Annotated in this window: 21 protein-coding genes; 9 read left to right on the top strand and 12 right to left on the bottom strand. The window is 49.1% G+C overall.

All coding sequences use genetic code 11. The features are described from left to right. Positions 1–3 precede the first annotated feature (3 nt). Entirely contained in the window at positions 4–1188 is a 1185-nt protein-coding gene (gene devC, locus PSE6802_RS0112540) for an ABC transporter permease DevC (RefSeq protein ID WP_019500407.1), read from the bottom strand. Positions 1189–1198: 10 nt separating this feature from the next. Beyond that, positions 1199–2416 (bottom strand): HlyD family efflux transporter periplasmic adaptor subunit, encoded by a 1218-nt coding sequence (locus PSE6802_RS0112535; RefSeq protein ID WP_019500406.1) that lies wholly within the window; start codon positions 2414–2416, stop codon positions 1199–1201. Between the two features lie 138 nt (positions 2417–2554). Between PSE6802_RS0112535 and PSE6802_RS0112530 the strand changes: the two genes are divergently transcribed. Further along, positions 2555–3265, top strand: a complete 711-nt coding sequence (locus tag PSE6802_RS0112530) for a DUF4058 family protein (RefSeq protein ID WP_019500405.1) — start codon at positions 2555–2557, stop codon at positions 3263–3265. 30 nt (positions 3266–3295) lie between these two features. On the opposite strand, the gene PSE6802_RS28830 is transcribed toward PSE6802_RS0112530, so the two are convergent. Next, positions 3296–3736 (bottom strand): lysozyme inhibitor LprI family protein, encoded by a 441-nt coding sequence (locus PSE6802_RS28830; protein WP_019500404.1) that lies wholly within the window; start codon positions 3734–3736, stop codon positions 3296–3298. 350 nt (positions 3737–4086) lie between these two features. Between PSE6802_RS28830 and PSE6802_RS28825 the strand changes: the two genes are divergently transcribed. Both PSE6802_RS28825 and PSE6802_RS0112515 read left to right on the top strand, forming a co-directional pair. Next, positions 4087–4512: a globin domain-containing protein gene (locus PSE6802_RS28825; RefSeq protein ID WP_019500403.1), complete on the top strand. Its 426-nt coding sequence runs from the start codon at positions 4087–4089 to the stop codon at positions 4510–4512. 116 nt (positions 4513–4628) lie between these two features. Further along, the gene (locus tag PSE6802_RS0112515; RefSeq protein WP_019500402.1) at positions 4629–4940 is read left to right on the top strand and encodes a hypothetical protein; all 312 of its coding nucleotides are present in this window, start codon (positions 4629–4631) and stop codon (positions 4938–4940) included. 58 nt (positions 4941–4998) lie between these two features. Here the strand turns inward: PSE6802_RS0112515 and opcA are convergent, their stop codons facing one another. The 6 genes from opcA to PSE6802_RS28820 form a co-directional block, all read right to left on the bottom strand. After that, positions 4999–6132, bottom strand: coding sequence for a glucose-6-phosphate dehydrogenase assembly protein OpcA (gene opcA, locus PSE6802_RS0112510; RefSeq protein ID WP_019500401.1), 1134 nt, complete (start codon positions 6130–6132; stop codon positions 4999–5001). Positions 6133–6209: 77 nt separating this feature from the next. Continuing rightward, positions 6210–7739: a glucose-6-phosphate dehydrogenase gene (zwf, locus tag PSE6802_RS0112505; protein ID WP_019500400.1), complete on the bottom strand. Its 1530-nt coding sequence runs from the start codon at positions 7737–7739 to the stop codon at positions 6210–6212. A 223-nt stretch (positions 7740–7962) separates the two neighbouring features. Then, positions 7963–8697 (bottom strand): peptidylprolyl isomerase, encoded by a 735-nt coding sequence (locus tag PSE6802_RS0112500; protein ID WP_225902672.1) that lies wholly within the window; start codon positions 8695–8697, stop codon positions 7963–7965. A gap of 20 nt (positions 8698–8717) precedes the next feature. Then, positions 8718–10202 (bottom strand): putative HlyD family type I secretion protein, encoded by a 1485-nt coding sequence (locus tag PSE6802_RS0112495; protein ID WP_019500398.1) that lies wholly within the window; start codon positions 10200–10202, stop codon positions 8718–8720. Positions 10203–10352: 150 nt separating this feature from the next. Beyond that, the gene (locus tag PSE6802_RS0112490) at positions 10353–13475 is read right to left on the bottom strand and encodes a peptidase domain-containing ABC transporter (protein WP_019500397.1); all 3123 of its coding nucleotides are present in this window, start codon (positions 13473–13475) and stop codon (positions 10353–10355) included. Positions 13476–13480: 5 nt separating this feature from the next. Further along, positions 13481–14212 carry a helix-turn-helix domain-containing protein gene (locus PSE6802_RS28820; protein WP_019500396.1) on the bottom strand — a complete coding sequence of 244 codons (732 nt, stop codon included), beginning with the start codon at positions 14210–14212 and terminating at the stop codon, positions 13481–13483. Positions 14213–14900: 688 nt separating this feature from the next. On the opposite strand from PSE6802_RS28820, the gene PSE6802_RS0112480 reads away from it, so the two are divergent. Both PSE6802_RS0112480 and bchI read left to right on the top strand, forming a co-directional pair. Further along, the gene (locus PSE6802_RS0112480; protein WP_019500395.1) at positions 14901–16316 is read left to right on the top strand and encodes a serine/threonine protein kinase; all 1416 of its coding nucleotides are present in this window, start codon (positions 14901–14903) and stop codon (positions 16314–16316) included. 57 nt (positions 16317–16373) lie between these two features. After that, entirely contained in the window at positions 16374–17468 is a 1095-nt protein-coding gene (bchI, locus tag PSE6802_RS0112475) for a magnesium chelatase ATPase subunit I (protein ID WP_019500394.1), read from the top strand. 17 nt (positions 17469–17485) lie between these two features. On the opposite strand, the gene PSE6802_RS0112470 is transcribed toward bchI, so the two are convergent. Together PSE6802_RS0112470 and PSE6802_RS0112465 are read right to left on the bottom strand one after the other, a co-directional pair. Then, on the bottom strand, positions 17486–17815 hold the full coding sequence (locus PSE6802_RS0112470; RefSeq protein WP_036945632.1) for a DUF4870 domain-containing protein: 330 nt from the start codon (positions 17813–17815) through the stop codon (positions 17486–17488). A 331-nt stretch (positions 17816–18146) separates the two neighbouring features. Then, positions 18147–18746 (bottom strand): glutathione S-transferase family protein, encoded by a 600-nt coding sequence (locus PSE6802_RS0112465; protein WP_019500392.1) that lies wholly within the window; start codon positions 18744–18746, stop codon positions 18147–18149. A gap of 109 nt (positions 18747–18855) precedes the next feature. Here PSE6802_RS0112465 and PSE6802_RS0112460 point away from each other — a divergent pair, with 109 nt between their 5' ends. The 4 genes from PSE6802_RS0112460 to bchH all read left to right on the top strand — a co-directional run bounded on the left by PSE6802_RS0112460 (position 18856) and on the right by bchH (position 25633). Then, positions 18856–19404 (top strand): TetR/AcrR family transcriptional regulator, encoded by a 549-nt coding sequence (locus PSE6802_RS0112460; protein ID WP_019500391.1) that lies wholly within the window; start codon positions 18856–18858, stop codon positions 19402–19404. Positions 19405–19489: 85 nt separating this feature from the next. Further along, positions 19490–20458 carry a pyridoxamine 5'-phosphate oxidase family protein gene (locus tag PSE6802_RS0112455; protein WP_019500390.1) on the top strand — a complete coding sequence of 323 codons (969 nt, stop codon included), beginning with the start codon at positions 19490–19492 and terminating at the stop codon, positions 20456–20458. A gap of 464 nt (positions 20459–20922) precedes the next feature. After that, positions 20923–21609, top strand: a complete 687-nt coding sequence (locus PSE6802_RS0112450; RefSeq protein ID WP_019500389.1) for a dienelactone hydrolase family protein — start codon at positions 20923–20925, stop codon at positions 21607–21609. A gap of 67 nt (positions 21610–21676) precedes the next feature. After that, complete coding sequence (gene bchH / locus PSE6802_RS0112445; RefSeq protein WP_019500388.1) at positions 21677–25633, top strand: magnesium chelatase subunit H; 3957 nt, start codon at positions 21677–21679, stop codon at positions 25631–25633. On the opposite strand, the gene PSE6802_RS0112440 is transcribed toward bchH, so the two are convergent. After that, a complete protein-coding gene (locus PSE6802_RS0112440; protein ID WP_019500387.1) occupies positions 25624–26460 on the bottom strand; it encodes a metallophosphoesterase in 837 nt (278 codons plus the stop codon). The genes bchH and PSE6802_RS0112440 overlap by 10 nt on opposite strands. Positions 26461–26465: the final 5 nt, after the last annotated feature.

The following is a 26465-nucleotide window of genomic DNA, read 5'->3' as shown; positions in this document are numbered from 1 at the left end:
AATCTAAAACACATCGGCAGGGTCGGCAGATTGGAGTTTGCGCGAGGCGATCGCGGCGGAAATCGTACACATGGAAACAGTGAGGACAAACACCTGGGTAGCGACATGAGGACGCATATTTACGGGTAGTTTGGTCAGATGGCTCAAACCAGCGTACATGCCGAGGGAAGCCAAACACCCCGGCACAAAACCGCAGACTGCGAGAATCACTGCCTCTTGAAAAACTACTCCTAGCAATCGTCGATTAGAGTAGCCCATTGCCTTTAGGGTAGCGTATTCTGGTAGATGATCGCTGACATCAGAATACAGAACTTGATAGACCACGACAACTCCGACGATGAAGCCCATAATCGTACCAAAGCCAAAAATCACTCCGGCGGGGTGCTGCGACCAGAAGTCGATCTCTACCTGTACGAAGTCTTTACGGGTGAGAACTAGAATCTCTTCTGGGACGCTGGCTTTAATATTTCTCCGTACGGTTTGGATATCCGCACCTGGATTGAGCGCAATTACGCCAACTTGAATTTCGTCCAGACTATCTTTGCCAAAGATGCGCAGGTAATTCCAATCGCTGGTGATAACGTGGCCGCTTTTAAACAAGGTGCCACCCAAAGTGAATGTACCAGTGGCAATAACTTTGCGTTTGTTAATTTCAGAGGTGACGCGCTTCCCTTGTGCCAACATCTCGGGTACGGGGCCGAGCGTCACTTGAGATAGGCGATCGAATAATACGGTATCGGGAATAACGATCTTATCCATTTGTTGCTCCACCTCTGGCAGATCTAGAATTGGCTGCGAGGGGTTGAAGGCGATTACGCCCACATCTTCAAATAGCCTATTTTCAGGGTTTCGCCATCCTGACAGGGCATAGTAAAAAGGGCGGGCTGAAGCAACGTTATCCACTGCTGCTGCCTGGTATAAATGACTCCGAGGGAACCCGCGATTGCCGAGATATCTCGATCGCTTACTGACAAGAAATAGATCTCCTTTGAGGCGATCGTGAATGCGGGTAACTCCGTCAAAAAGAGCCGAGCTAAACCCAAGCTGCATAAAGATCAAGACGTTGGCAAACCCAATTCCTGCCAGCGCTACGGCAAAGCGCACTTTTTTGTGGGCGAGTTGCGACCATCCCAGCGGTAGTTCGTGCGCGAGATTATCTAGCAAATCTTTGGCGGGTAGCAGTTTCATGACGATTAAACTAATTCAAGGAGATCGAAATCCGCGTCTGAAGGTTAGTGAGAGCCTCCACTTTCTTACTATCTTTGGAATCGATGCGAATCTTCACCTCAACTACACGTGCATCTTTGTCGGCAGCAGGATCGGAATCTAAGACATTTTTCTTTTTAATTTGCAGACCGATACGATCGACAGTGCCTTGTAGCTCTCCTTCAAAGCCACCATTTTCGCTGGTTATTCTGGCTCTCTGACCTGGCTTAATCTTATAGACATCGGTTTCGTAGACTTCCGCGATCGCGTACATCCGATCGGTTTGCCCCAACTCCACAATGCCCTGCTGCGTATTCACCTGCTCGCCGATGCGGGTATTGATCTTGAGGATTCTACCCGCTACGGGTACGCGCACGTAAACATCATCGAGATCGGCTTTAGCAGTCGCCACCTTAGTTTTGGAATATTGCATTTGCGCTTGCGCCACTCTCACATCAACGGGACGCACTTCTTGCAACTTATCTAGAGTGGCCTGCTGCTGGCGGATTTGCTCCTTGAGCGTAGATTCCGCGTTCGCCAACTGTGCTTTTGCCTCATCTAATTTAGCTTGGGAAGTTTCCCAATTCTTACGCTTTTCATCAATATCAGAAGTATTGACCGCCCCCTCCTGGTGGAGAGTTTGATAGCGTTGATAGGTAATTCGATCGTTACGCAATTCCGCCTCAATGCGAGCGATGGCAGCCTTTTTCTCAGCCGTTTCGGTACGCAGGCGGGCTTCTAATTGAGCTATATTAGCTTCCTGAGCAGCGATTTCCCCCACTTTTGATTCTCCGGCAAGGGTTTGCGCTAGTTTGGCTTCCTGCACGGCTAGCTCCTGTTCCGCCTCCGCCAACGCCGCCTTCTTTTTATCTAAACCTTGCAAAACTGCAATTACCTGCTCTGCCTTTACGTAGTCACCTTCTTGAACTAAGAGCTTATCAACGCGGCTATCCTGGGCATTAATTACCGATAGTTTAATTACTTGCCCCATTGGCTCGATGCGACCGAGGGCGGTAACGTTTTTACTGGGGGTGGCAGTGGCGGTCTCTGTAGGTTTCGGCGCTTGAGCTTGCAGGACATTAGAAATTATGGCAAATACCCCCAGGGAGGTGGCGATCGCGATCGCGCCCACTACCCAGGGTTTAAACGTTTTCTGCGAATCTCGTACTTGAGCCATAATCGTCTTGTTGCTGGCGCTTTGACGATGCATTTGTATCCTGCCTATCGTAGTTTATCTGCTACAAAATTGCGTGCTACCTGCAACCAGTTCACCCAATCGGGTGAATTTGGCAGATAACGCACTTTTTTATTTACGATAGGATAGGACTAACCCATTTGGGAACTCATCATGTCATTGCGCGATCATTTTTTCCCTCCCCTCAGCACCAAACGGCATTGGCATAGCTTTCATAATGCCTGGTCAACTTACCTCGCTGAAAATCTAAATCAACTATTGCCGGAGGGTTACTTTGCGGAGCCGAACGTTCAGTTTGGCATTGAAATTGATGTGGCAACCTTGAGCGAAGTTCCCTTAACGAGTTTCGCTCAACAAACCCCAGAATCGACGCAATGGAGTCCACGGCCACCCACAGCAACGCTCCCATTTCAACCCACCACAGACAGTGTTGAAGTACAAATCTTCAATACCCAGGCGGGGCCGACTCTGGTGGGAGCGATCGAGTTGGTCAGTCCTGCCAACAAAGATCGCCCGACTCATCGCAATGCTTTCACCTCAAAGTGTCAGACCTATCTGCAACAAAGTATTGGGCTAGTAATCGTTGATATAGTGACAACGCTTTCTGCCAATTTACATCACAACTTGATGCAGCAGCTATCGTTGCAAACAGAGTCTTTGAAGTCAGACCTGTATGTTGTTGCCTATCGAGTAGCAGAAATCGATGGGATATCCCATCTCAGTATTTGGCAGGAACCATTGACCATTGGCGAACCTCTGCCAATGGTTCCTCTCTTCCTAAAAGGCGGTATTTTTCTTCCGCTCGATTTAGAGCAGACCTACACCTACACCTGCACTAAGCAACGAATTCCCGATCCCGTTTAGAGAACTTCAAATGACTATCGAATTTTGGTGTCAATTCTGTTTTGTTAAGTAACGCTCTAGTTCCACTCGGCGCTGGTTGGTGATGCGCGTCTTACATGCATTCAAAAATCCACTAAAACCCGTACCGCCACGACTCCTGTAAACTTCAAATTCGCAGGTATTATCTCGCAACTTAATCCATCCCAGTTGCGCTTCCGTCAGGAGCGATCGCTCCTCCGGCGATACCTTCGCTGTCAGTTGTCTGTACGCCTCATTCAACTTGCGATCGGCTGTATCGTATTCCAACCAGATACAAGCTTTAATCCCAATATTGTTCCCTTGCTCCTCTCGACAAAGCCTCTCTTGTTGCTGGCGTATTCGATCGGGAGTAGTTGCGATCGCTGCTTGGAAATCGGCTAAACTAGATAAATAGTTCCCAGTCAGTACCATCAATGCCAGGGTAAACGACCTCAAGTTTAAGTGCTTGCGCATAAATTCGACTTTCTCCTCATGCTCATTGCATAGGTACGATCGCTGCCATCTCTATCCGTACCACAGCGCTTTTATTAAGGTTGCTCGTCAGTATTCTCGAACGTCAATATCCGCGATATGTAGGGATTTAGCAGCGATCGGTTGCTGCCTGCCATATTTCTAAATTATGGATCGCCTTCCGGCAATTTGAAACGATCGGAAAGCTTAAGATTTTGCAAAATTTCATGAAAAAAGACTCTGTATGGTTGCGCCACAGTGTATATATGTTTTTGACAAGCATGGTTGCCCTGATATAATCCTAGCAATTTGGGCAAAATAGATGTAATTGTTTTATTTGAGGAAATTCAAAGATGTCTATTGCAGCCCAATCCGTCCGGGCAATCGAACAAAGCTTTGACGAGATCTTGAAACAAAAAGATGAGTTTGCATCTCGTTTCTACGTCAATCTCTTTCGCCTGGAGCCGCAATTACAGCCGTTGTTTGCCAAGACAAACATGGACGAACAAAAAAAGATGTTGATATCGGCGCTAACTCTGGTGGTAAGAAATTTAGAAAAGCCAGCTATGCTAGCTTCAACTCTTAGAGGATTGGGTGCCCGCCACGTTCGTTATGGAGTCAAAGAAGAGAATTTGTACCTTTTTGAAAAAGCCTTGCTTGCAACATTTGCCGATTCTAATGTTAGCAATTGGACTATCGCAACAGAACGCGCCTGGTCGGAGGCCTATGCTATAGTTATGCAACTTCTAGCTGAAGGCTTACGGGAAGGAGCCTCCTGATATCTGTAGTCCTGACAAACACAGACCGACGAGGTATGGGAATTAAAAAAAATCATTGGGGAAACTTACCAATTTTCATAGTAATGGTCTGGGGCTTAAACAGTTGCAGTCTTTTCGTGTGTAGTAATAAGGTTATAAGAGAGATCGCCTCCCCAGATCGTACGAGGAAAGCAGTTGTATTTGAGCGGGACTGCGGCGCAACTGATGGTGGCAGTACCCAAGTCTCCATTCTTAATGCAGATGCAGTACTTCCTACCAACAAGAGCAGTAATACTTTTGTCATCAAGTATTATCCCAAACTGAATGTCATTTGGCAGGGCGATCACAATTTAATAATCCAACATCCCGAATCTACTCGTATATTTACACGTGAAACCAAAGTGAACGATGTCAGTATTCGTTACGAAGTTCAAAAACTGGAGTTTTGAGAGGATATGGCAGAATCTATCTGTAGGGGTAGTGTGCCCCGTGCCTACCCCTACAGATTCAAGCTTGGGGAAGGCTGAGAATTTTGGCAGTAACTTCCAGGCTCTCTTCATAGAGAACTTCCCGTCCCCAGCGTTGGAGTTGCTGAGATAGAAGCGTATCTGCCCTTTGATCTGCCAGCGTTGTCACCTGATGGATGTGACAGACCTGAGCGCCACCAGATGCTTCCATCCGCATACAACCCATCGACTCGGAACAGAAGACATTACAAGCATCGGTAGCATTTGGATTAGTTGAGGTTAGCCTTAAACCAAGCATATCTCCAATAACATCGCCAGGATCGGCAGTAGGAATCGCAGCTAGCTCTGCTTCGACATGAATGTCGTTTTTACCCTTAAAGGTAATCAGTTGGATATTGTAATCGCCACCCTGGTTTGTAATCGATGTGGGGTGCCAATCCAGGCGACTCGCAATCCACCCCAGAAACATCATAGCTTGCGTGCTATTACCGCGTTCGTAGTCGATCGTGATCCGATCGACATCCCAAATTGCCGCACGCCGATCGGGTGGATCGAAGGCTTGGGCTGTGAGTTCCTGCCAAGGTGCGAGGCGACGCCAGTTGAGATCGGCAACCTGCGCTCCGGCACTAATCATCTGACTGACTTTGCGCAAATCTGCTTCTGGCTCTGTAAAGTAAGATGAGTCAAAAATGACGCGATCGCTAAGACTCAGTAACTTCTCGAACAAGCTGGTATTGGGGGCGGGACTGCCCTGCCACCAGAGAAATACGGGTAGATCGGAAATGATTAGATCCGATAGCAGGGTATGAACGCGCTTCAAAGCATCTTGAGTACCCTGCAGCGTAATATATTCACCGCAGATCAGCGCGCTGCGACTCTTTTGAATGGGGCAGTAGGCGGCTACTTGCGCCGTAATCCCCTTATCCTCACCATCTTCGGATACTAAGTTAATTACCCGACAGGGACTTTGAGAGGCGATCGCGTCAACAAGAGCATTTTTCGAGCTATTGCTGGCTTGCGACTCATAGACGACCAGGTTAAACGTAGTTGCCCTGGCAGCAGCATGTTCGCCATAGGATTGCCAGATTTTAGCTAGCTCTTGCTCGACCTGAGATACGGAAACATCCTTAGGTGCTTGTAAGGATACAACTGGCATTGCTTGAGTTTCAATCATAGTTTGGTTACCCGATCGTTAATTTGGTTAATACAAGCGATTTGCAGTTAATTCACCGTTAATTAGAAATTACAAACCTATAACCTGCGCCACTGCCTGCCATCGCGGTTGATTAATTGCTCTGCCTCGGTTGGCCCCCAGGTTCCAGCCTCGTACAGTGGGATGGCATCTATGGGACTTGGTGCTTCCCATGCGGCAAGGGCGGGGGTTACCACCTTCCAAGCTGCTTCCACCTCATCACCGCGGGTAAATAGTGTTTGGTCGCCCAACATACAATCTAGCAAAAGTCGATCGTAAGCGTCGGAACCCTCCACACCGAAGGTCTTACCATAGCCAAAGTCCATTTCGACCGATCGCGATCGCAACTCGGCTCCGGGCATTTTAGCTTCAAAGCGCAAGGCAATGCCCTCATTAGGCTGAATTCTCAGGGTGAGAACATTGGGACTGACCTGCTTCGCCGCCGACTGGAATAGCATATACGGCACCTCGCGGAACTGAATGGCGATTTCACTGACTTTTTTGGGCAAGCGTTTGCCCGTGCGGAGGTAGAACGGTACGCCTTGCCAGCGCCAGTTATCGACAAAGAATTTCATGGCGACATAGGTGGGCACGATCGACTGCGGGTTGACATTAGGTTCGGAGCGATAGCCTACAATCGGCTTGCCTTTCATCCAGCCAGGACTATATTGCGCCCTGACACTGGAGTTACTGAGATCTCGTATATCAGCGAGGTGAGTAGCCTGAATTACCTTCACTTTTTCATTTCTCAGGGAGTCGGCATCCATGTAGTTGGGCGGCTCCATGGCAGTAAGGCAAAATAGCTGCATTAAGTGATTCTGGAGCATATCCCGCAGTGCCCCGGCGGTTTCGTAATAGCCTGCCCGATCTTCTACACCTACGGTTTCTGCTACCGTAATTTGCACGTGATCGACAAATTGACGGTTCCACAAGGGTTCAAAAATGGCATTGGCAAACCGCAAGACCAAAAGATTTTGTACGGTTTCCTTACCCAGATAATGATCGATGCGGTAGACCTGTCGCTCGTCGCAGGCAGTTTGCACCACCAGGTTTAGTTCTTGGCACGAAGACAGGTCGCGCCCGAATGGTTTTTCAATCACCAAACGTGTTTTGGCAGGATTGGCGATCATGCCTGCTTCGCCGAGTTTGGCGATCGCTTCTGGGAAAAACTTGGGCGCGACAGCTAGATAAAATACGCGGTTACCTCTGGTACCTCGCTGTATATCAAGCTCGCTAAGCAAGGCATCTAGTTTTTTGTAGCCCTCGATATCGTCCATATCGGCAGCGCAGTAAAACAGACCCTTAGCAAAGTCTTCCCACAGCGCTTCAGCACCGATGCCATCGGAGAAATTTTCCACGCCTTCGCGCATCTGCTCGCGGAAAAAGTCGTGGCTCCAGGGTCGGCGAGCCACGCCCACAATCGTCAGTTCGGGCGGCAGCCGTCGTTGCTGTTTCAAATGGTAAACGGCGGGCACCAACTTACGCATGGTGAGATCGCCCGAAGCTCCAAAAATCACCAGAATTAGCGGCTCAGGCGTTCTTTCTTGCTGTAAACCTACCCTTAACGGATTTTCAAGTAGTTGAATCATGAAGTAAAGACTCTAGAGCGTGTATGGCAAACTGCTACATGCATTCTAACCAAGCTTGCTCGCACAATTCATTTACTCAGCATTTTCTTTAGGTTTCGAGGAAATTATTAAGTTGAGATACCGCGATCGCGACATCATTTGTTGTTTTTGGAAGCGATCTTCTACTGTCATCAACTAAATTTGTCTGTATTGATTAATACATTAACAGAATGACAAAACTCGATTAGCTCGAAACTTGTTGCTTGAGCCATGCCGCAAATAGCTCTGCCAGAATTTGGGTGGTTAAAGCCCGATCCAGTTCAGGCTCGATCAGTTCCTCGACAAAAATGAGATGCGCTCCATTGGATGTCACGATCGGTTTCAAAAGTTGAGGAGGTTTTGCCGCAAACACTGCCGCAGAAATCTCGGGTCTGAGATCGCTACGCCGTAATGGTTTGCGGTAGCCGCCCGTGCGACGCAGTTCCCGATCTTGAATGTATTCGCGCCCGACTTGGAAAAAATTCAGTTCGCCTTCCTGAATAGCATAGAATAGCTCCATTGCCAGATCTTCGTCTTCAAATACGACTTCGTACGCGATCGCCTGCGCGTAGTCGAGCTGGCGATCGACAAATAAAGGCTCGATCTTGTTGGCAAATAGATGGTTGGATAGCTTAGCAGTAAGGATATTAAAGCGTAGCATTTCTTCAAATTCATCTAGGGATAGACCGTGTTGCTCCATCCACTGCCAGGCATCTTCGCTGCGTTGCAAGCGATGCGCGAGTCGAAACGCATCCGCCGCCTCTTGTAGCTCTGCGATCTCTACCTGAATGCCTGCGGCGCTAGCAGCCTTCTCGATCGCGGCACGGGTAGCGATCGCTTCCAATACCGACGGGAGTTGAAGAGAGAGTTTGACTTGCTGAAGGACTGCCTCTGAGGAGAGCGCACGATCTTCTGATGACATAGCTGACATAGCTGACATAATGTGAATTCCTTGTTTAACTAAAGTTTGAGTCCATCGCTTTGGAGTTGCTTGAACGGATCGAGGATGAGATCGATAACGCGCCGCTGCCGCACGATCACCTCAGCAGTAGCAGTTTGACCTGGGGTTAGAGCTACGCGCTTATTCTGCGCTTGAATCTCAGTGCGATCGGGGATAATCTCTAATTCAAAGGTTTCTACTTGTCCCTGAGCGGTTTGGGTTTGTTTGGAGTCGGGAGAAACCCAGCTAACCTTTCCCGGCACTACGCCATAGTCTTGGAAAGGATAGGCATCAAACTTAAGCTGGACGGGCATGCCGACGCGCAAAAATCCACTCTCGGAAATAGGCATTTCGGCTCGAATGATTAGAGGTACGCCGTTAGGTGCAATCTGAGCTATATTTGTACCGGGCTGGACTACTGCACCAGCTTTCTGAATCGGTAATTGGAAAATCGTCCCAGAAACCGGGGCGCGAATTATCCGTTGCTGCAACTGCCATTTTAGCGATGCGATCGCTTTACGAGTTTGCGCGATCTCCGATCGCAGGTCGCCCATTTGGGTCTTGAGTTCCTCAGCCTGCTTTTCGCTTTCGACTATAGCCAGCTCGCCAGTTCGTACTACGCGATCGCTGCTACTTCCCTGTTTCTTGAGTTCTGACTGAGTTTGTTGGATATCAGCTTGGGCTTGTTCAAAAAGCCGTTTACTTTCGCTTGCAGTCCGCTCCAGTTCCACTAATTTGATCTCGGGTACCACACCTTCTTGAGACAGGCTGCGATAGCGTTCTACCTCTCGGAGGTCCTGATTCAGACGCTCCTGTGCAAGCCTATAGGCACGTTGGGCAGAGATGAGCTTGGTTTCGACCTGGCTGGTTTGGGCTAGTTGTTCCGTAGTCTGGGCTTGACTTAAAAGCTGCTGCGTGCGCGTAGCTATGCTCAACTGATTTTTGACTCTCTCTAACTGTGCGAGCCGATTCAATTGTCCCTCCAACTTTGCCTCAGACTGTTGCAGATCGGTTAGAACTAGATCCGATTCTAAACTGAGCAAAGGTTGCCCGGCCTTAACAGTGCTACCTTCCTTAACATCGATCGCAACTACTTTACCCGCAACCGGAGCATCCAACTTAAAGGTTTTACCCTTTGGCTCTAAGCGTCCCCTCGCAATTCCAGTCTGATCGACTTGAGAGAACATCGCCCATGGCAACGCGATCGCGGCAAATCCCACTAAAAAGTAAAGCAGCCCTCGCGTCCACACTCGCGGCATTGTATCGATCAGATCTTGGGTTAAGGGATCCCAATCATCACTGCTAGATGCCAAGACTTCAGGATATTCTACAGGTTCTGGAGAATTACCAGTTTGGACTTGTTGCGATCGCCTGAGAGTGCTGAGCGTTCTATCTCTTGCCTCTGCGATATCAATCTCTGTCAATGACTCAGATACGTTTGGCGCGACCTTGTAGTGACCGTTGCGTTGAGCCAACTGTTCGGTTAGGTTTGATGGGTTAGACATAGTGCGAATAGCGTGGAGGGATCAAGAACTGTAGGGATGTGCTGGGTGACAGCCGTAACGGGTGAGCGTGGGAATTGTAGGATGCGATAGGCGGCGGCCATAACATCATCGACAAATTCAAGATTAGAACATTCTTGAAACCCAAGTTCCTCAGTTAGTAGAAGCAAGCTGTTGTTGGTTTAAGTAGAAATATTTTCCACGTTTCGCCATCAGCTCGTCATGAGTGCCGCTCTCAACTATGACACCGCGATCCAGCACCAAAATTAAGTCTGCATTTCTAACAGTAGAGAGACGATGAGCAATCACAAAAGTAGTGCGATTATGGAGAATTGAGTTGAGGTTAGTTTGAATAATGCGTTCCGATTCCGCATCCAGGTGACTGGTCGCTTCATCCAGAACGAGTAAAGGAGGATTGCTCAGCAGGGCGCGGGCGATCGCCAGGCGCTGTCGCTGACCGCCAGACAGCATGCCCCCACCTTCACCAATTTGAGTTTCGTAGCCCATTGGCAACTCCTCAATGAATGAGTGCGCGCCCGCAAGTTTAGCTGCTTCTACGATCTCCTCTAGGGATGCTCCAGGGTGACTCGTACTGATATTTTCACGAATGGTACCGCCAAATAAGAAAGTATCCTGATCGACAACGCCAACTTGCTGCCGCAGCGATCGTAAATTCAAGCTAGCGATATCGCAACCATCGATGAGAATTTTTCCTTCGGTGGGCAAATAGAGACCTAGCAACAGTCGAGACAGAGTTGTTTTGCCAGAGCCGCTACGACCGACCAAAGCCACTGTCTGACCGGGTTTTACAGTAAAATTAATATTCTCCAGCGTGTTGACATCGCTTTCGGGATGGTAGCGAAACGTGACGTTATCGAAACGAATATGACCTTGAATTTCTGGTAATGCCAGCCGAGGCTGTTGCAGATCTTCTTCTGGTTGTGCTTCCAGTACATCATTAATGCGCTCTACAGCAATTACAACTTCCTGCAACTGATTCCACAGTACGGTCAAGCGTCGAAAGGGATTGATCACGTTACCTAGAAGCATGTTAAAAGCGACGAGCTGACCGATTGTCAGTTCGTTTTGAATCACCAGCCAGGCTCCAAACCACAGCAATCCAGTGGTAGCCACCGTTTCAATTGTGGCACTAAAGATTTGCAGGGTGTTGCCTATAATCTGTCCAGAAAAATTGGTTTTAATGGAGTTTCTAAATAATTCTTCCCATCGCCAGCGCACGTTTTGTTCGATCGCCATTGCCTTCACAGTCTGTACGCCTGTCAGTGACTGAATCAAATAACTGCTCTCAGTGGCGGAAGCATTAAAAATCTCTCGTGAAACGCGCTGTAGGAATGGGGTAGCGATGAGTGCGAGCAGGATAAAGGGCGGTACGACTACCAGCGCCAGTAGTGCCATTTTCCAGCTATACCAGAACATCAATCCCACATATACGAATACTGTCAGCAGATCGAGCGAAATTGAGAGCGCTTCGCCTGTGAGGAAACGCTGAATCTTATGATTTTCTTGTACGCGGGAGATAATGTCGCCAACATAGCGAGACTCAAAAAAGCTCAAGGGCAACTGAAACGTATGTTTGATAAAACCGATAATTAAAGATAAATCTACCCTATTTGCCGTGTGGTCGAGCAGATATTGTCGCAAGCCAGTCATCGCTACGCGAAAAAGACCAAACAGCAGCAGACCCAATCCCACCGCTGTTAGCGTAAGGGCGCTGCGTTGCACGACTACCCGATCTAGAATTAATTGGGTAAACAGTGGTGTAATCAAGCCAAAAATCTGAATTAATAGCGATGCTACGAACACTTCCAACAGAACCAGCCAGTGAGGTTTGACTAGATTGAGAAACTGCCACATGGGTTGGCTGGCTTCGGGAGTTTCTTTCAGGAAGGCAGTAGGTTGCAGGAGGAGAGCATATCCCGTCCATCCTGCTTTAAAAGCGGCGTGGCTGAGCGTCCGTTGTCCGATCGCTGGGTCGGCAACAACTACATGCTTCCGCGCAATCTCAAAGACAACGATATAATGCTTCCCTTCCCAATGGACGATCGCAGGTAGAGTTTGTTCTGCCAACTTGGTCAGACCAGTTTTTACGGGTCGCGTAGAAAAGCCAATGCTTTCTGCCGCCGATGCCAGACCTCGCAGAGAAGCTCCATTGCGATCGACATTAGCAAGATCGCGCAGGCGATTCATACTCAGCTTTTTTCCCCAATAGACTCCCACCATAGTCAGACATGCTGCACCGCAGTCAGCCGTACTTTGCTGTGCCATAAATGGATAACGTCGCGTCACCCACTGCCACCAATGTCCAACTCTTAGGGAAGGGCTGGGGAAATAAGCCTTACCTATCTTATTGCGTGAGTTCCGCTCGGGGCGTTTCTCACTATTAGCATGTGGAGGTTCTATTACCCGATTGGCAGGATTAGGTGTGGAGCGGGAGATAGAAATGGGGCGATCGTAGGCAATAGATCCCAAGTCGCCAGTTTCAGCGATCGCCATACAATCTATCAATTCGGGTACGAGCGCGATCGCTTCTTCCCACTTACTGAGACTGAGAGTATGTAAGTCGCTGTTTCGATCTGCCTGCCAGGTTTGCGATCGATCTGACTGAGATGGGAAATAAAGACTGCCAGTCGTGAGATATTTACCCGATTTGCGATCGAAGCTACTGGAGAGTTCGCCGTGACGGATTATCCATACCTTCTCCTCTAGCAATGATGCAGGCAGCTTGCCAACTGGAATGTTATGTTGTTGTGTGAATTGCAAGCTCTGCCTTAATTTAGATGGTGACACATTCTCTAAACAAGGCTGTTGTCGAAGTAGGAGGGTTAGATCTTGCAGCACTGCTTGTTGGTAGAAATGTTCCCCAAGCTGAGGATATTTCGCGAGCGTCGCGTGCAACAAATCTGCTGATATAAATCCAACTTGCGTCGCAACTGAAGCCCGAGCTGAATAAGCGGTAAAATATCGATCGGGCAATAGTGTCAGCTCGCCAAAAGACGTACCTGCTTCCAGCGAAATTATCAAGCGATCGCTGCGATCTAAGATTCTAACCTTACCCGTCAAAACGACATATATTCCGGCAGCAGAACTATCTGATTGCCAAAAGTGCTTGCCTGGCAGCGGCTCCAGGATTTGTATTTGTTTGCAGCAACTATGGAGTTCTCGTTCGGGAAGGATATTCCCTAAAGCTTTGCGTGTCAATTGCTCAATAGTCGATTCGATCTGCGATTGGTTTGATTGCGAGTGTGACAGTGGCATGTGGCTCAATACCCTAGAGACATTGCGAATACTCCATTGGAGTTAAAATGATTCCAGTCCATTTCTGCAGAACGGAAGTGGGTTGCCTCCCAAACATGAGAACGATCGGGTTCGTTCAGTTCTCTATCGATCTCATTTGAGCAGGAAATGTCCAACTTGCGATCGCTACCTTGGGATGGCTGAGAATAGGGCAGATCGCGAATGGCGACGCGCTCGTTAGCAGAGTCAGACGCATTAGCCTGTGTTTCTGATGTACCTGCAGGCATCCGCGTGGAAAGTCCCATCGATTTCAACAATCGATTAACATGGCGATCGCTAATGGTAATTCCTAATTCTTTAGCCAGATGCTTGCTCAACCAGTGAGCGGTCCAGCGTTGAAACGCATAACCATAATTGCGAGGACTATGCCCAACCAGTTCTTGCAAGCGCTGGCAATATTCTTCATTGATTGCCTTGGGGCGACCGACAGAAAACTCGCTCCATCGATGTGCTTGACCTGACCTGGCGATCGCCACCCAATATCGCACCGTTTCTTGGGCACAGCCCAAAGCTTTACGAATTTGTGCTTGGGATTCACCGCGATCGGCAAACAACATGATCTGAATGCGATGCTGATACTCTTGACGTAGATCTTCTTGTAGGTTCTTGAGCAGGAGTTTGCGTTGAAAGGATGTTAGGAAAAGTCCTTGTTCGATAGAGCTACTATCTAAATCCATCTCTTTATTGCTAGTCGTCATAATTATTAACCTCTAATTTGTCCAACTAGGAACTTTTAAGCTATTTCCCTAGTCACGATCGGTATGCGTACAGAAGCCTTACAGTACAGATAATCAACTTTACTTGATATAGAGATAGCGAGCATTTCAGAGAAGGAAACCCTTACAAGATTTGTGCAAAGTTCTCCTATGTTTATTGTGTCTGGAACAAACCCATCGGGAAGTGACTGCTATCGCGCTGGCATCGTGATTCGTGTCACTACTCTAATAGGAGTGCTATAGCGGTTTTCAGATCGGAAAGAGTAGGGGGTTTGGGGGCAACGCCACCAAGAAGGGGTGGAACCCCTTCACCCCAAAAATAAAACCCGTTCTCAAGCGAAAACTGCTATATATTGACTTGTCAGAGATATATTGAAAAAGCTAACATTTTTTACTGCGATTCGTAATTCAGGGAAAGTAAGTAAAAGCCAGAAAAGTTAAGTTAAGCTGCTATAGCAGTTTTCATCTGAAAACGAGAAGGGGGTTTGGGGGCGTTGCCCCCAAGAAGGGGAGGCAGGGCGGTCTTGGGGGTTCCCCGCTAGAGCCACTGCCGTGTGGAACCCCTTCACCCCGTCAATTTAACCTGTTCTCAATTGAAAAACGCTATAAGATGCACCCAAAAGCCTAAATTGGGTAAGATCGAGCTAGAGTCTATGGTAAATGCGATCGCATGGGTATAATCGGTCAAATACTGAACGGACGCTATGAAATTCAACGCCAGTTAGGAGACAATGCCGTCAGGCGGACTTTCCTAGCTCGGGATTTGCAGGCTCAAAGCTCCGCGCAGGAGCTAGTCGTAGTCAAATTGCTTACCTTTAGTCATAGCTTTACGTGGGACGATCTGAAACTCTTTGAGCGGGAAGCGGAAACTTTAAAGCATCTCTCCCATCCTGCCATCCCTCGCTATCTGGATTATTTCGATGTCGAACTTCCACTTGGTAAAGGCTTTGCCCTGGTGCAGAGCTACGTTGAGGGTAAATCTTTGCAGGAGCACCTCAAAGCTGGGCGAACTTTCAGCGAAGATGAGATTATCCAAATTGCCAAAGACCTGTTGGGAATTCTGACTTACCTGCACCAGCGTCAACCGCCTGTAATCCACCGCGATATCAAGCCTAGCAATATTTTGCTGAGCGATCGCCACGAAGTTTATCTCGTCGATTTTGGCTCGGTACAGACCAAAGCCGCCAGAGCCGGTAGCACGATCACTGTCGTGGGTACCTATGGTTACATGCCGCCCGAACAATTTGGCGGGCGCACCGTCCCCGCCTCCGATCTTTATGCTTTAGGGGCTACGCTAATTTATTTGGCGACGGGTCAACAGCCCGCCGATTTACCGCAAAAAGAATCGCGCATTTTCTTTGAGTCAGCAGTGAGTCTCAATACTGCTTTTGTTGATTGGCTGAAGTGGATGACCGAACCAAACGTAGATTTACGTCTAGAATCGGCACCCAAAGCTCTACAAGCTTTGGAAAAGCGCCAACAAAGAAGAGCTGATTTATCTGTTTCGTCGCCATCATCAATACAATCCACTGGTAAACCTGCTGGTAGTAGGGTGCAGTTGATTAAGAATAGGGAAAAAATAGAAATTATCTTGCCACCAATGGGATTTAATCCCTCGCTCGTGTTTCTCGTTCCATTTGCGATCGCTTGGAATTCCTTTTTAGTAATGTGGTATGGCATTTCGATCGCCACCTGGAGTTCGGGCGGCTGGTTTATGGGATTATTTGCGATCGGGCACCTTACCGTCGGTCTTGGCTTAATCGCAACTATCCTATTCACTCTATTTGGGAAGATGGCATTGCGAATAGATCGGCAGTTAATTACTCTTTCGTTTGAAGTACTTGGCTTTAAGTGGAACAAGCCCCGCCCCAGCCCCAGAGAGCATATTTGTAAATTGGAATTGACCAAACGCTCCTATCGCAGGGATTCTGATGGCGATCGCGTTGAGGTAAAGCCACAGATTAATATTTGGGCAGGCGTGCAAAAGTATGAATTTGGTGGCGGCGGCATAATTGTCGATCCCGAACTTGAATGGCTGGCGCAGGAACTGAGCGATTGGCTAGGACTGCCAATTACGAGTAGTTAGAGGAATAGATCCAAAGGTTTTAGGCTATAGTGCTGAAGTAGTTTATACCTGGTTACCGTGTCCCCAACTTTGGCAAAATCCAAAGCCGATCGCGCGCTGCAAAAACGTCCCATCTTTCCATTTACGGCAATTTTGGGACAGGATGAAATGAAGCTAGCTCTGTTGCTGAACGCGATCGATCCGAAAATTGGTGGGGTCACGATCATGGGCGATCGCGGGACGGGAAAAACTACGGCTATTCGCGCTCTGGCCGATCTGTTACCGGAAATTGAAGTGGTGGCAGGCGATCCGTTTAACAGCCACCCCAAGGATGCAGATTTGCAAAGCGAAGATGTGCGGCAAAGATTGCAACGGGGGGAAACTCTGGCGATCGCCAAACAACCCGTTCTCATGGTAGATCTCCCTCTCGGTGCTACGGAAGATCGGGTTTGCGGCACGATCGACATTGAGAGAGCGTTAACTGAGGGAGTCAAAGCATTCGAGCCAGGATTGCTAGCCAGAGCCAATCGTGGCATTCTCTATATTGATGAAGTCAATCTGCTCGACGATCATCTAGTAGATGTATTACTGGATGCCGCCGCCTCCGGCTGGAACACGGTAGAGCGCGAGGGCATCTCAATCCGACACCCGGCTCGATTTGTTCTGGTGGGTTCCGGTAACCCCGAAGAAGGCGAACTGCGCCCGCAGTTACTCGATCGCTTTGGCATGCACGTCGAGATTCGCACGGTCAAGGAACCAGCCTTAAGAGTGCAGATTGTCGATCGGCGCGCGGAGTTCGATTGGAATCCCTACAAATTTATGAAGCACTATCACGCGCAGCAAAAGGCTCTACAACGTCAGATTATCCAGGCTCAGCGGAAACTCAAAGCGATCGAGATTCCCTATGACATGCGCATGAAGATTTCTCAAGTATGCGCCAACTTAAACGTGGATGGCATACGCGGCGACATTGTCACCAATCGCGCTACCAGGGCATTAGTTGCGCTGGAAGGCCGTCAAACCATCACTGTCAACGATATTCAACGGGTAATTACGATCTGCCTGCGTCACCGCCTGCGTCGCGATCCTCTAGAGTCGATTGATTCTGGTACCAAAGTGCAAAAAGCGTTCGATCGAGTTTTTTCTTTATCTGCGAATTTACCTGCTTATTGATAAGTATTGATAAGAAATTATTGAATAAACTGAAACCATTGCTGAAATAACGGCCCTACAATTGGTAATGGCTTTTCTTCACCGTTCAGTGCTGCAATCAATCCCAGAACCCAGAAAACCAAAAGAACAAGCCCGATGAGCGAAAGTAATGACGATAGAAAAGGAATGAAAATCAGCGTCCAGAACACAAAGTACAGTGCGAAACCTATTGCAAAAATACCAAAGCTTTGACGGAGATGAAATCTGGCAAGAGAGTTTTTGGAATTCATATTGCTGTACGTTACAAATGCAATAATCCATCCTATAATCGTAAGATAGCTTACCCAGGCAGTAGTTTTTGCGTCCATAATAAAGATGTTTTAATAGTGACGAAGGAACAAATTCTGCTTCCAACCAATTAGTTTGAAGAACGATTAGCCCCTGGCGGTACGACACCGAAGAAAGCAGTAGAAGTTTGGCTTCCAATCTATATCTTGTATAGCGGTTTTCAATTGAGAACTGGTTTTATTTTTGGGGTGAAGGGGTTCCACCCCTTCTTGGGGGCAACGCCCCCAAACCCCCTACTCCTTCCGAATTGAAAACTGCTATACCTAACAAGTAGGTGCAAGAATAGAGAGATTGTACAATACTTTTGGCGCAATACTTTTTGAGACTAAACATTGCGATCGATTGAAATATTTACAATCCTGGCATTGGTATATAGCCTGGCAGTTGTTTAACGCGATCGATCCAGGCAAGCACGTGGGGATAGCTGTCCAGATCGATTTTGCCATCTCTGGCGAGGGCAACGTAGGGAAAAACGGCCACATCTGCGATCGTTGGATGTCCTAATTCCAGCCATTCTCGATCCGACAGATGAGCGTTCAATCGATCCAGAATAAAGGCCGACTTCTCAATGGCACGACCAATATCAATGCTGGTGAGTTTGAACAGATGATACAACCGTGCGAATTCTGGCCCCTGACGGACTTCTCCCGCTGCGGTTGAAAGCCATCGCACCAATCGGCTCATCGGTTCTGCCTCTAGGGGCAACCAGGACTCACCACCGTACTGCCGCGCTAGATACACCAGAATTGCCTGCGCGTCTGCTAACACTCTATCTCCGTCAACTAAAACTGGAATCTGCCCAAAGGAATTCATTGCTAAAAATTCCGATCGCTTGTGGGCACCCGCCATCACATCAACTGAATTCCATTGGTAATCTATCTTGAGCAAATCCAACATCAGTTTCGCCTTATAGCTGTTACCAGATAATTCGTGACCGTAAAGCTGAATCATCATCGGTTCTCCTTAAAAATTAAACATTGCATTTGTACCGTTCGTTCGGTATAATAAAACTGTACTGTCCGTTCGGTACAATGTCAATAGCACTCAAAAATTATTGGCTATGCCTAAAGACACCTATATCCCCAACTTGTTAAAACTGTTTCGGCAACATGGTTACGATGGTGCCACCCTATCCAGGATTTCTGAGGCGACGGGTCTGGGTAAAGCTAGCCTTTATCACCACTTTCCGGGTGGTAAGGATGAAATGGTCGAAGCAGTACTGGATTATCTCGATCGCTGGGTAGCGGACAACATTCTGCCTGCCTTGCAAAGTCAAGGTGATGCCCTGACCAGATTCGCGAGGATGTGCGATCGCCTGAGCGAGTTGTATGAAGAGGGACAGCAACCGTGCATGTCAGCGATCTTGCTGCTGGGTTCCACCCGCGATGTATTTCACGATCGCGTGGAGGCGACATATCGAGCCTGGATTGAAGCAATGGCAAAGGTTTTGATGGAGGTGGGCTTCGAGCGAGAACTTGCCCAGGAACGCGGCGAAGAGGCAGTAATTGCCGTGCAAGGTAGTTTAATTCTATCCCACGGTTTGAATGACTCTAACCCATTTAAACGCACGATGCAGCAACTTCCACAACGGCTATGCCGCGATCGCTAAGGGACTGGCATGGAAAAGATACCAACGATGTGTTACGGCTAACACCTAACACATCCTACGATTCGGACTGCTAAGGAGGAAAACTATGGCAAATCTCGATGGGGCAACAACTGAATCGCCCTTTCACAGGGGCGAACAAGCGATCCATGCTCGGCTGGGAATTCTAGAGCGGATGGATAAGCAAGGGCGGAGATTCATTCGAGACTACATGCTCGACCAACATCGGCAGTTCTTCGCGCAATTGCCCTATGTAATTGCGGGTACGGTGGATGCCGCAGGTGCCCCTTGGGCATCGATTCTGGTGGGGAACCCAGGATTTCTCTCCTCATCAGACGATCGCGCCCTGCGCGTAACGGCAAAGCCGCTGTTCGGCGATCCCTTAGGCCATACGCTCGCTAAGGGTGCTGATATTGGTTTGCTGGGAATCGAGCTGCATACTCGCCGCCGCAATCGCTTGAATGGCACTGTCGTGGCGATCGATGCCGAAGGCTTTGATGTCAAAGTAAAACAAAGCTTTGGCAACTGTCCCCAATACATCCAGGCACGCATGTTCGAGCTAAGAGAAGATATGCTGAGCGCCTCGCGGGTTGTTTGGGAAGTTACGACCCTAGAAGCGCAAGAACGAAAGATAATTAGCACCTCAGATACATTCTTTATCGCAACTGCCCATCTAGACGCATCAGCAGGGACTGCTAGTGGTGTAGATGTTTCGCATCGGGGCGGCAAGCCTGGTTTCGTTAGGATCGACGGCGATCGCAGTCTCACCATCCCCGATTTTTCTGGTAATTTGCATTTCAATACATTCGGCAATTTAGAATTGAATCCACGCGCAGGGCTATTATTTATCGATTTCGAGCGCGGCGATTTGCTCTACCTGACCGGTACTGCTGTGGTTATTTGGGATGGAGATGAAATTAATACCTATGCTGGAGCAGAAAGATTATTGCGTTTCCACTTAGAAAAAGGCTATCTACTTGAAGGCGGGTTACCGCTACGTTGGACGGAGCCGGAGTTTTCTCCATTTCTAGATCGCATGGGTGCTTGGCAAAGTTAAGGTTTGTATCTTTTTTGTATTTGATGCGATCGCTGTTGCAGTTTCTGCTAATATGTTAATTGGAAATGCAGATAACTTCTAAGATAGAAGTAAGTGGTACAAGCCCTTAAAGGGTAACGCCAAACCAGAAGTTGGATAACGTTGCTATTAGAGAAGTAAGTGATGTCTGTAATTCCGGGTCAACTTTATCCCAGCGAGTAGGAAAAGTAGTGATAAATCAAATAGACCAGTGTTAACGGGCGAAGTCGATAATGACGGAGCCCGTTACCATATGCGGGCTTTTTGCGTAAATTTTAGAACTGCCAAAGTATAGCTGTAGAACTATCTGTGATAGGGGTATGGGGTCTGTATCCCCACGCAGGGATTCTACCCCTGCACTCCATCCTGAGCCTGTTAGCCATAGCTATAACTTCCTCAAAGATTTAAAGGCGTTATTTGAGGCATTAGTTTAGAGGCAAGCGATCGTGGTTCGAGTCCTGAGTGAGAGTAATCGGGAGAAATTGGTCTCCATTAAGGCTGGATCGGTGACGATGAGCGCAAATCTGGCGATCCCAGCATATGCGCGCGGGGTAGTTCTGTTCGCACATGGTAGCGGTAGCAGTCGCCACAGTCCCCGCAACCGCTACGTAGCGGAAATATTACGTCAAGCTAAGCTGGCAACTTTACTCCTCGATCTCCTGACCGTAGAAGAAGAAACGCTCGATCGCTACACCAGGCAAAGGCGTTTTGATATTGGGTTGCTGGCCAAGCGCCTCATCTATGCTACCGATTGGCTGCACCACAATCCATTAACTAGAGATTTGCGGATCGGTTACTTTGGTGCCAGTACGGGTAGTGCCGCTGCCCTGGTTGCCGCTGCCGAGCGATCGCGAGATATAGGAGCGATTGTTTCTCGCGGCGGGCGCGTTGACCTTGCGGCTGCGTCGATTCCGCTAGTTCGCAGTCCCGCACTTTTGATTGTAGGCGGAGAAGATATTCCCGTTCTGCGGATTAATCAGACCGCTCTAGCTCAGTTTTGCGTAGAAGTACAGTTGCAGGTAGTCCCAGGCGCAACCCATCTGTTTGAAGAACCAGGCGCATTGGCAGAAGTGGCACAACTAGCCAGCCAATGGTTTGTCCGCCACCTCATTCCCGTCCACCAACAGACCTAGCCACGATCGAGCGCTATACTGGAGAGGCCCCATAGGTAGGGTGGGCATTGCCTGCCTCGTAGCCTGTATGAGTAAGCAATCAATTGTCTTAATTGCTGGGTTTGAATCGTTTAATACGGGTCTGTATCGCCAGGTTGCCAATCTAGTCAAAACCCGTTGCCCAGATTTAGAAATTCATGCATTCAGCGATCGCGACCTTACTACAAACCCCACAGCGATCGCAGATACCTTGAAGACGGCTCAAGTATTCTTTGCCAGCCTGATCTTTGACTACGATCGGGTCGTGTGGCTGCGCGATCGCATTCAGACCATCCCTATACGTCTGATCTTTGAGTCAGCCCTAGAACTGATGAGCATGACACAGATTGGAGCCTTTACCATCGGTGACAAGCCCAAAGGTATGCCCAAACCCATAAAATTTATCCTGGATAAATTTAATTTAGGGACAAAAGGACGTGAAGAAGACCGCATAGCAGGATATCTTAACTTCCTCAAGACTGGCCCTCAACTTCTAAAATTCATCCCAATTCAAAAGGTTCAAGACCTGCGCAACTGGCTAATTATCTACAGCTACTGGAATGCTGGCGGCTTGGACAACGTCGCTGCCCTCTTTTGGACGATCGCGGAGAAATATCTAGGCTTAAAAATAGGCGACATCCCACCTGTCCTGGAAACTCCTAACATGGGCTTGCTTCATCCCGATAGTCCATCCTACTTCACATCCCCGCGCCAATACCTGGAATGGTACGCCGAAAATCGTCGCGATCGCACCGCATCGTACCCACCCCACGTAAGGGTTAAGCATTTGCCCGATCCTCTTTGCATCGAACGGAGAAATTCCACGCAAATGCTTAACCCCTCCGATACCCCCGACATCCCCGACATCCCCGATATCCTCGCCTCCTCCGACCCCCTCGATGCCCAACCCCCAATAATCGCCATCCTCCTCTATCGCAAACACGTCATTACCAAACAGAAATACATTCCCCAACTGATTCGCTACTTCGAGCAAGCCGGACTGATTCCGCTCCCAATTTTTATCAATGGCGTGGAAGGGCATATCGCGGTGCGGGACTGGTTGACCAGCGACTATGAAATGCAGGAAAGACAAGCGGGAAGAATTGCCATTTCATCGCTTTGGGAAGAATCCGTTAAAGTTGATGCCATCGTTTCCACGATTGGCTTCACCTTGGTAGGTGGCCCCGCCGGATCTATGGAGGCGGGTCGCAAAGCCGAAGTTACGCAAGAAATTCTCAATGCCAAAAATGTCCCCTATATAGTGTCCGCACCGCTGCTGATTCAAGACATTCATTCGTGGACGAGGCAGGGGATTGGGGGGTTGCAGAGCGTTGTCCTCTACGCTCTACCGGAACTTGACGGCGCGATCGATACCGTGCCGCTTGGTGGATTAGTGGGAGAAGAGATTTATCTCGTCCCCGAACGAGTACACCGTTTGATTGGCAGGCTCAAACATTGGGTCGCTCTGCATCGCACTCCAGCCGCAGAGAGACGCACAGCCATTATTCTGTATGGATTTCCTCCCGGTTACGGTGCCGTGGGCACGGCGGCGCTTTTAAACGTACCGCGATCGCTATTGCAACTCCTGCACGCCCTGAAAGCACAGGGCTACGATGTCGGCGACCTACCTGCGGAGGGAGAGGATCTGATTCGGCAGGTGAAAGAAGCTGACGAGTTAGCCTATGCCGTGGAGGGGAAATCCGCGAGCGTCCGAGCGCTAGAAACATGGCTGGGTCAGCTTCGGACTGGCTGGATTGAAAAGCAATGGAAATCTCTCACCGGCAGCGGCATCAAAACCTATGGTGACGAATTCCTCATCGGTGGCGTGCAGCTTGGGAAGATCTGGATCGGCGTGCAGCCACCCCTGGGCATTGCTGGCGACCCCATGCGGTTGATGTTCGAGCGAGATTTGACTCCGCATCCGCAGTATGCTGCTTTTTATAAGTGGTTGCAATGCGAGTTCTGCGCCCATGCGATCGTGCACCTGGGCATGCACGGCACCGTGGAATGGCTGCCCGGCTCTCCTTTGGGTAATACTGGCTATTCCTGGTCGGATATTCTGCTGGGAGATCTGCCCAATCTCTACATCTATGCCGCCAACAACCCCTCCGAATCGATTCTAGCCAAGCGTCGGGGCTATGGCGTTTTAATCTCGCATAACGTACCCCCTTACGGACGGGCAGGTTTGTACAAAGAATTAGTGGCGCTGCGCGATTTGATTGCCGAGTACCGAGAAGATCCTGATAAGAACTTTGCGCTCAAGGAAGCGATCTGTAAAAAAATTACCGATACTGGCCTCCAAGCCGACTGCCCCTTCCCAGAAGCTAAGCGCATGGGGTTGGAGTTCACCTATGAGAACATCAGGATGTTTGGCGAGCCGACATTCGATCGCTATTTAGTCGAACTCTATGCCTACCTCCAGGTTTTAGAAAGCCGCCTCTTTTCGTCAGGGTTGCACGTCCTGGGAGCAGTACCGTCGCCGGAGCTACTGCAAACCTATCTCCAGGCTTATTTCGGTGAGGAATTGCCAGAGCCAGTCATTAGCGCGATCGCGAATGGAGTCGATCGTGCCGAGGCAGAATCGATTCTGCACGGGGCGAAGATTGCATCTCAGGGCAATGGAGATCGATCGGAGCAGGACAATCTCTCTACTCTCACGGCTCGACTAGATGAAGCCATTGCCATCCGTACGTTACTGGCTCAAACTGGCGATGAAATTACGAATCTATTACGGGGTTTGAATGGGGAATATATTCCCCCTGCTCCTGGTGGCGACCTCCTGCGCGATGGAGTTGGTGTTTTACCGACGGGTCGCAATATCCACGCCCTCGATCCGTATCGCATGCCCTCACCCGCTGCCTATACTCGCGGTCAGGCGATCGCCCAGCAAATCCTGGCACTCCATCTCAAGGAACATGGTACTTATCCAGAAACAGTAGCGGTGATGTTATGGGGTTTGGATGCAATTAAAACTAAAGGTGAGTCGCTGGGAATTCTGTTGGAGTTAGTCGGAGCAGAGCCAGTCAAAGAAGGAACGGGGAGAATCGTGCGCTACGAGTTGCGATCGCTCTCCGATTTGGGGCATCCCCGCATCGACGTTCTCGCCAATCTATCGGGCATCTTCCGCGATAGTTTTGGCAATATTCTAGAGTTGCTGGACGATCTGTTCCAAAGAGCCGCAGAATTAGAGGAGCCGGAAGATCGGAACTTCATTCGCAAGCATGTCTTAGCGTTGCGATCGCAGGGCATCGAGCAGGCTTCTGCTCGCCTGTTTTCTAATCCTGCTGGGGATTTTGGTTCCCTCGTCAACGATCGCGTTGTCGATGCCAACTGGGAGTCAGCGACAGAATTGGGGCAAACCTGGCGCGATCGCAATGCCTTTAGTTACGGTCGTCAGGATAGAGGTAAAGCTAGACCGGAAGTATTGAGCCAGTTACTGCAAACCACGGGGCGCATCGTTCAGGAAATTGACTCGGTGGAATACGGTCTCACAGATATTCAAGAGTACTATGCCAATACGGGCGGTTTGAAGCAGGCAGCAGAGATTCAGCAACGTAGCGGGAATGGGAATGCGATCGTGCAAACGAGCTTTGTGGAGAGCTTCTCTAAGGATACAACCCCTCGTAACTTAGAAGAATTACTGCGCATGGAATATCGCACCAAACTGCTCAACCCTAAGTGGGCTGAGGCAATGGCCAGTCAGGGTTCCGGCGGTGCATTTGAAATCTCGCAGCGCATGACGGCACTGATTGGCTGGGGCGGCACGACGGGCTTTCGGGAATCGTGGGTTTACGACCAAGCATCCGACACCTATGCCATCGATCCTGACATGGCAAAGCGACTGCGCGATGCTAACCCTGAAGCCTTCCGTAATATTGTCGGTAGAATGCTAGAAGCCCACGGTCGCGGATTTTGGCATCCCGATCCGGACAAGCTAGAGCAATTGCGCGCGCTCTATACGGCATCTGAGGATATCCTGGAAGGATTACCAGGGGATTATGTCTGAGTTAAGGTAATTACAGTGACTTCTGGAGGGCAGAATAGTCGTCCTGGCATATAAGTACCTAAACCTCGGTTGATGTAAAGCAAGTTGTTCCCTACCTTATGCAGTCCTTCCGACCATTCCCAACGATCTACAACCTTGTGGCAGCCAGGACGCAGAAATGGGAATGCGCGGGTGACTTGTTTGGGAAGGCTGCGATGGATAGTTTGCATTTTGCCCACAATTGGCCCTATGCCTGGAATCACAATCTGACCTCCATGGGTGTGGCCGGAAAGTTGCAGATCGACCCGCCAGGGCTGTAAATCTTCTGCGCTGTCTGGGTTGTGGGATAGGACAATGCGCGGAATGTGGATGGGTATGCGATCCATGACTAGTTTTGGCTCGAATTGCTTTGCCCAGTAGTCAGGCAGCCCCACGATCGCGATTTCCTCTCCCAACGGATACACCACATCGTTCCACAACACCCGAATGCCGCTCTGCGTCAGAGCATCAGTGATTATGTCCCTAGCGCCACGTTGAAATAGATCGTGATTGCCCAGAACCGCATAGACTCCAGCGCGGCTGCGCAGGCTTTTTAACTGCTGCGCCAGCCTATAGATGGGCTGCGGATTGTCGGTGACATAGTCGCCAGTAAGCACGACCAGGTCGGGATTTACCTCGTTGCTCTTAGCGATCGCCTTTTTTAGCAAGCCTTCAGAAAGCCTGAGTCCATCAAAGTGAAAATCAGACATCTGCACGATCTTAATTCCTCTTAAAGCAGGAACCAGGTCGGGAATAGGAATAGCAATCCTTTCGATACTGAGGGAGCCAGATAAGTATTTTTGTATCACTTCTG

The organism is Pseudanabaena sp. PCC 6802, assembly GCF_000332175.1.
In the GTDB taxonomy this organism is placed as follows: domain Bacteria; phylum Cyanobacteriota; class Cyanobacteriia; order Pseudanabaenales; family Pseudanabaenaceae; genus PCC-6802.
This window is presented reverse-complemented; position numbering and strand designations above follow the sequence as displayed.

What these genes read in the sequence shown, in the direction of transcription:
- PSE6802_RS0112495 (WP_019500398.1), bottom strand. Translation starts at nt 10,202, where the DNA reads ATGTCTAACCCATCAAACCTAACCGAACAGTTGGCTCAACGCAACGGT.
- PSE6802_RS0112460 (WP_019500391.1), top strand. Translation starts at nt 18,856, where the DNA reads ATGCCTAAAGACACCTATATCCCCAACTTGTTAAAACTGTTTCGGCAA.
- PSE6802_RS28820 (WP_019500396.1), bottom strand. Translation starts at nt 14,212, where the DNA reads ATGACGACTAGCAATAAAGAGATGGATTTAGATAGTAGCTCTATCGAA.
- devC (WP_019500407.1), bottom strand. Translation starts at nt 1,188, where the DNA reads ATGAAACTGCTACCCGCCAAAGATTTGCTAGATAATCTCGCGCACGAA.
- opcA (WP_019500401.1), bottom strand. Translation starts at nt 6,132, where the DNA reads ATGATTGAAACTCAAGCAATGCCAGTTGTATCCTTACAAGCACCTAAG.
- PSE6802_RS0112530 (WP_019500405.1), top strand. Translation starts at nt 2,555, where the DNA reads ATGTCATTGCGCGATCATTTTTTCCCTCCCCTCAGCACCAAACGGCAT.
- PSE6802_RS0112490 (WP_019500397.1), bottom strand. Translation starts at nt 13,475, where the DNA reads ATGCCACTGTCACACTCGCAATCAAACCAATCGCAGATCGAATCGACT.
- PSE6802_RS0112455 (WP_019500390.1), top strand. Translation starts at nt 19,490, where the DNA reads ATGGCAAATCTCGATGGGGCAACAACTGAATCGCCCTTTCACAGGGGC.
- PSE6802_RS0112465 (WP_019500392.1), bottom strand. Translation starts at nt 18,746, where the DNA reads ATGATTCAGCTTTACGGTCACGAATTATCTGGTAACAGCTATAAGGCG.
- PSE6802_RS0112480 (WP_019500395.1), top strand. Translation starts at nt 14,901, where the DNA reads ATGGGTATAATCGGTCAAATACTGAACGGACGCTATGAAATTCAACGC.
- PSE6802_RS0112500 (WP_225902672.1), bottom strand. Translation starts at nt 8,697, where the DNA reads ATGTCAGCTATGTCAGCTATGTCATCAGAAGATCGTGCGCTCTCCTCA.
- PSE6802_RS28825 (WP_019500403.1), top strand. Translation starts at nt 4,087, where the DNA reads ATGTCTATTGCAGCCCAATCCGTCCGGGCAATCGAACAAAGCTTTGAC.
- PSE6802_RS0112535 (WP_019500406.1), bottom strand. Translation starts at nt 2,416, where the DNA reads ATGCATCGTCAAAGCGCCAGCAACAAGACGATTATGGCTCAAGTACGA.
- PSE6802_RS28830 (WP_019500404.1), bottom strand. Translation starts at nt 3,736, where the DNA reads ATGCGCAAGCACTTAAACTTGAGGTCGTTTACCCTGGCATTGATGGTA.
- bchH (WP_019500388.1), top strand. Translation starts at nt 21,677, where the DNA reads ATGAGTAAGCAATCAATTGTCTTAATTGCTGGGTTTGAATCGTTTAAT.
- zwf (WP_019500400.1), bottom strand. Translation starts at nt 7,739, where the DNA reads ATGATTCAACTACTTGAAAATCCGTTAAGGGTAGGTTTACAGCAAGAA.
- PSE6802_RS0112470 (WP_036945632.1), bottom strand. Translation starts at nt 17,815, where the DNA reads ATGGACGCAAAAACTACTGCCTGGGTAAGCTATCTTACGATTATAGGA.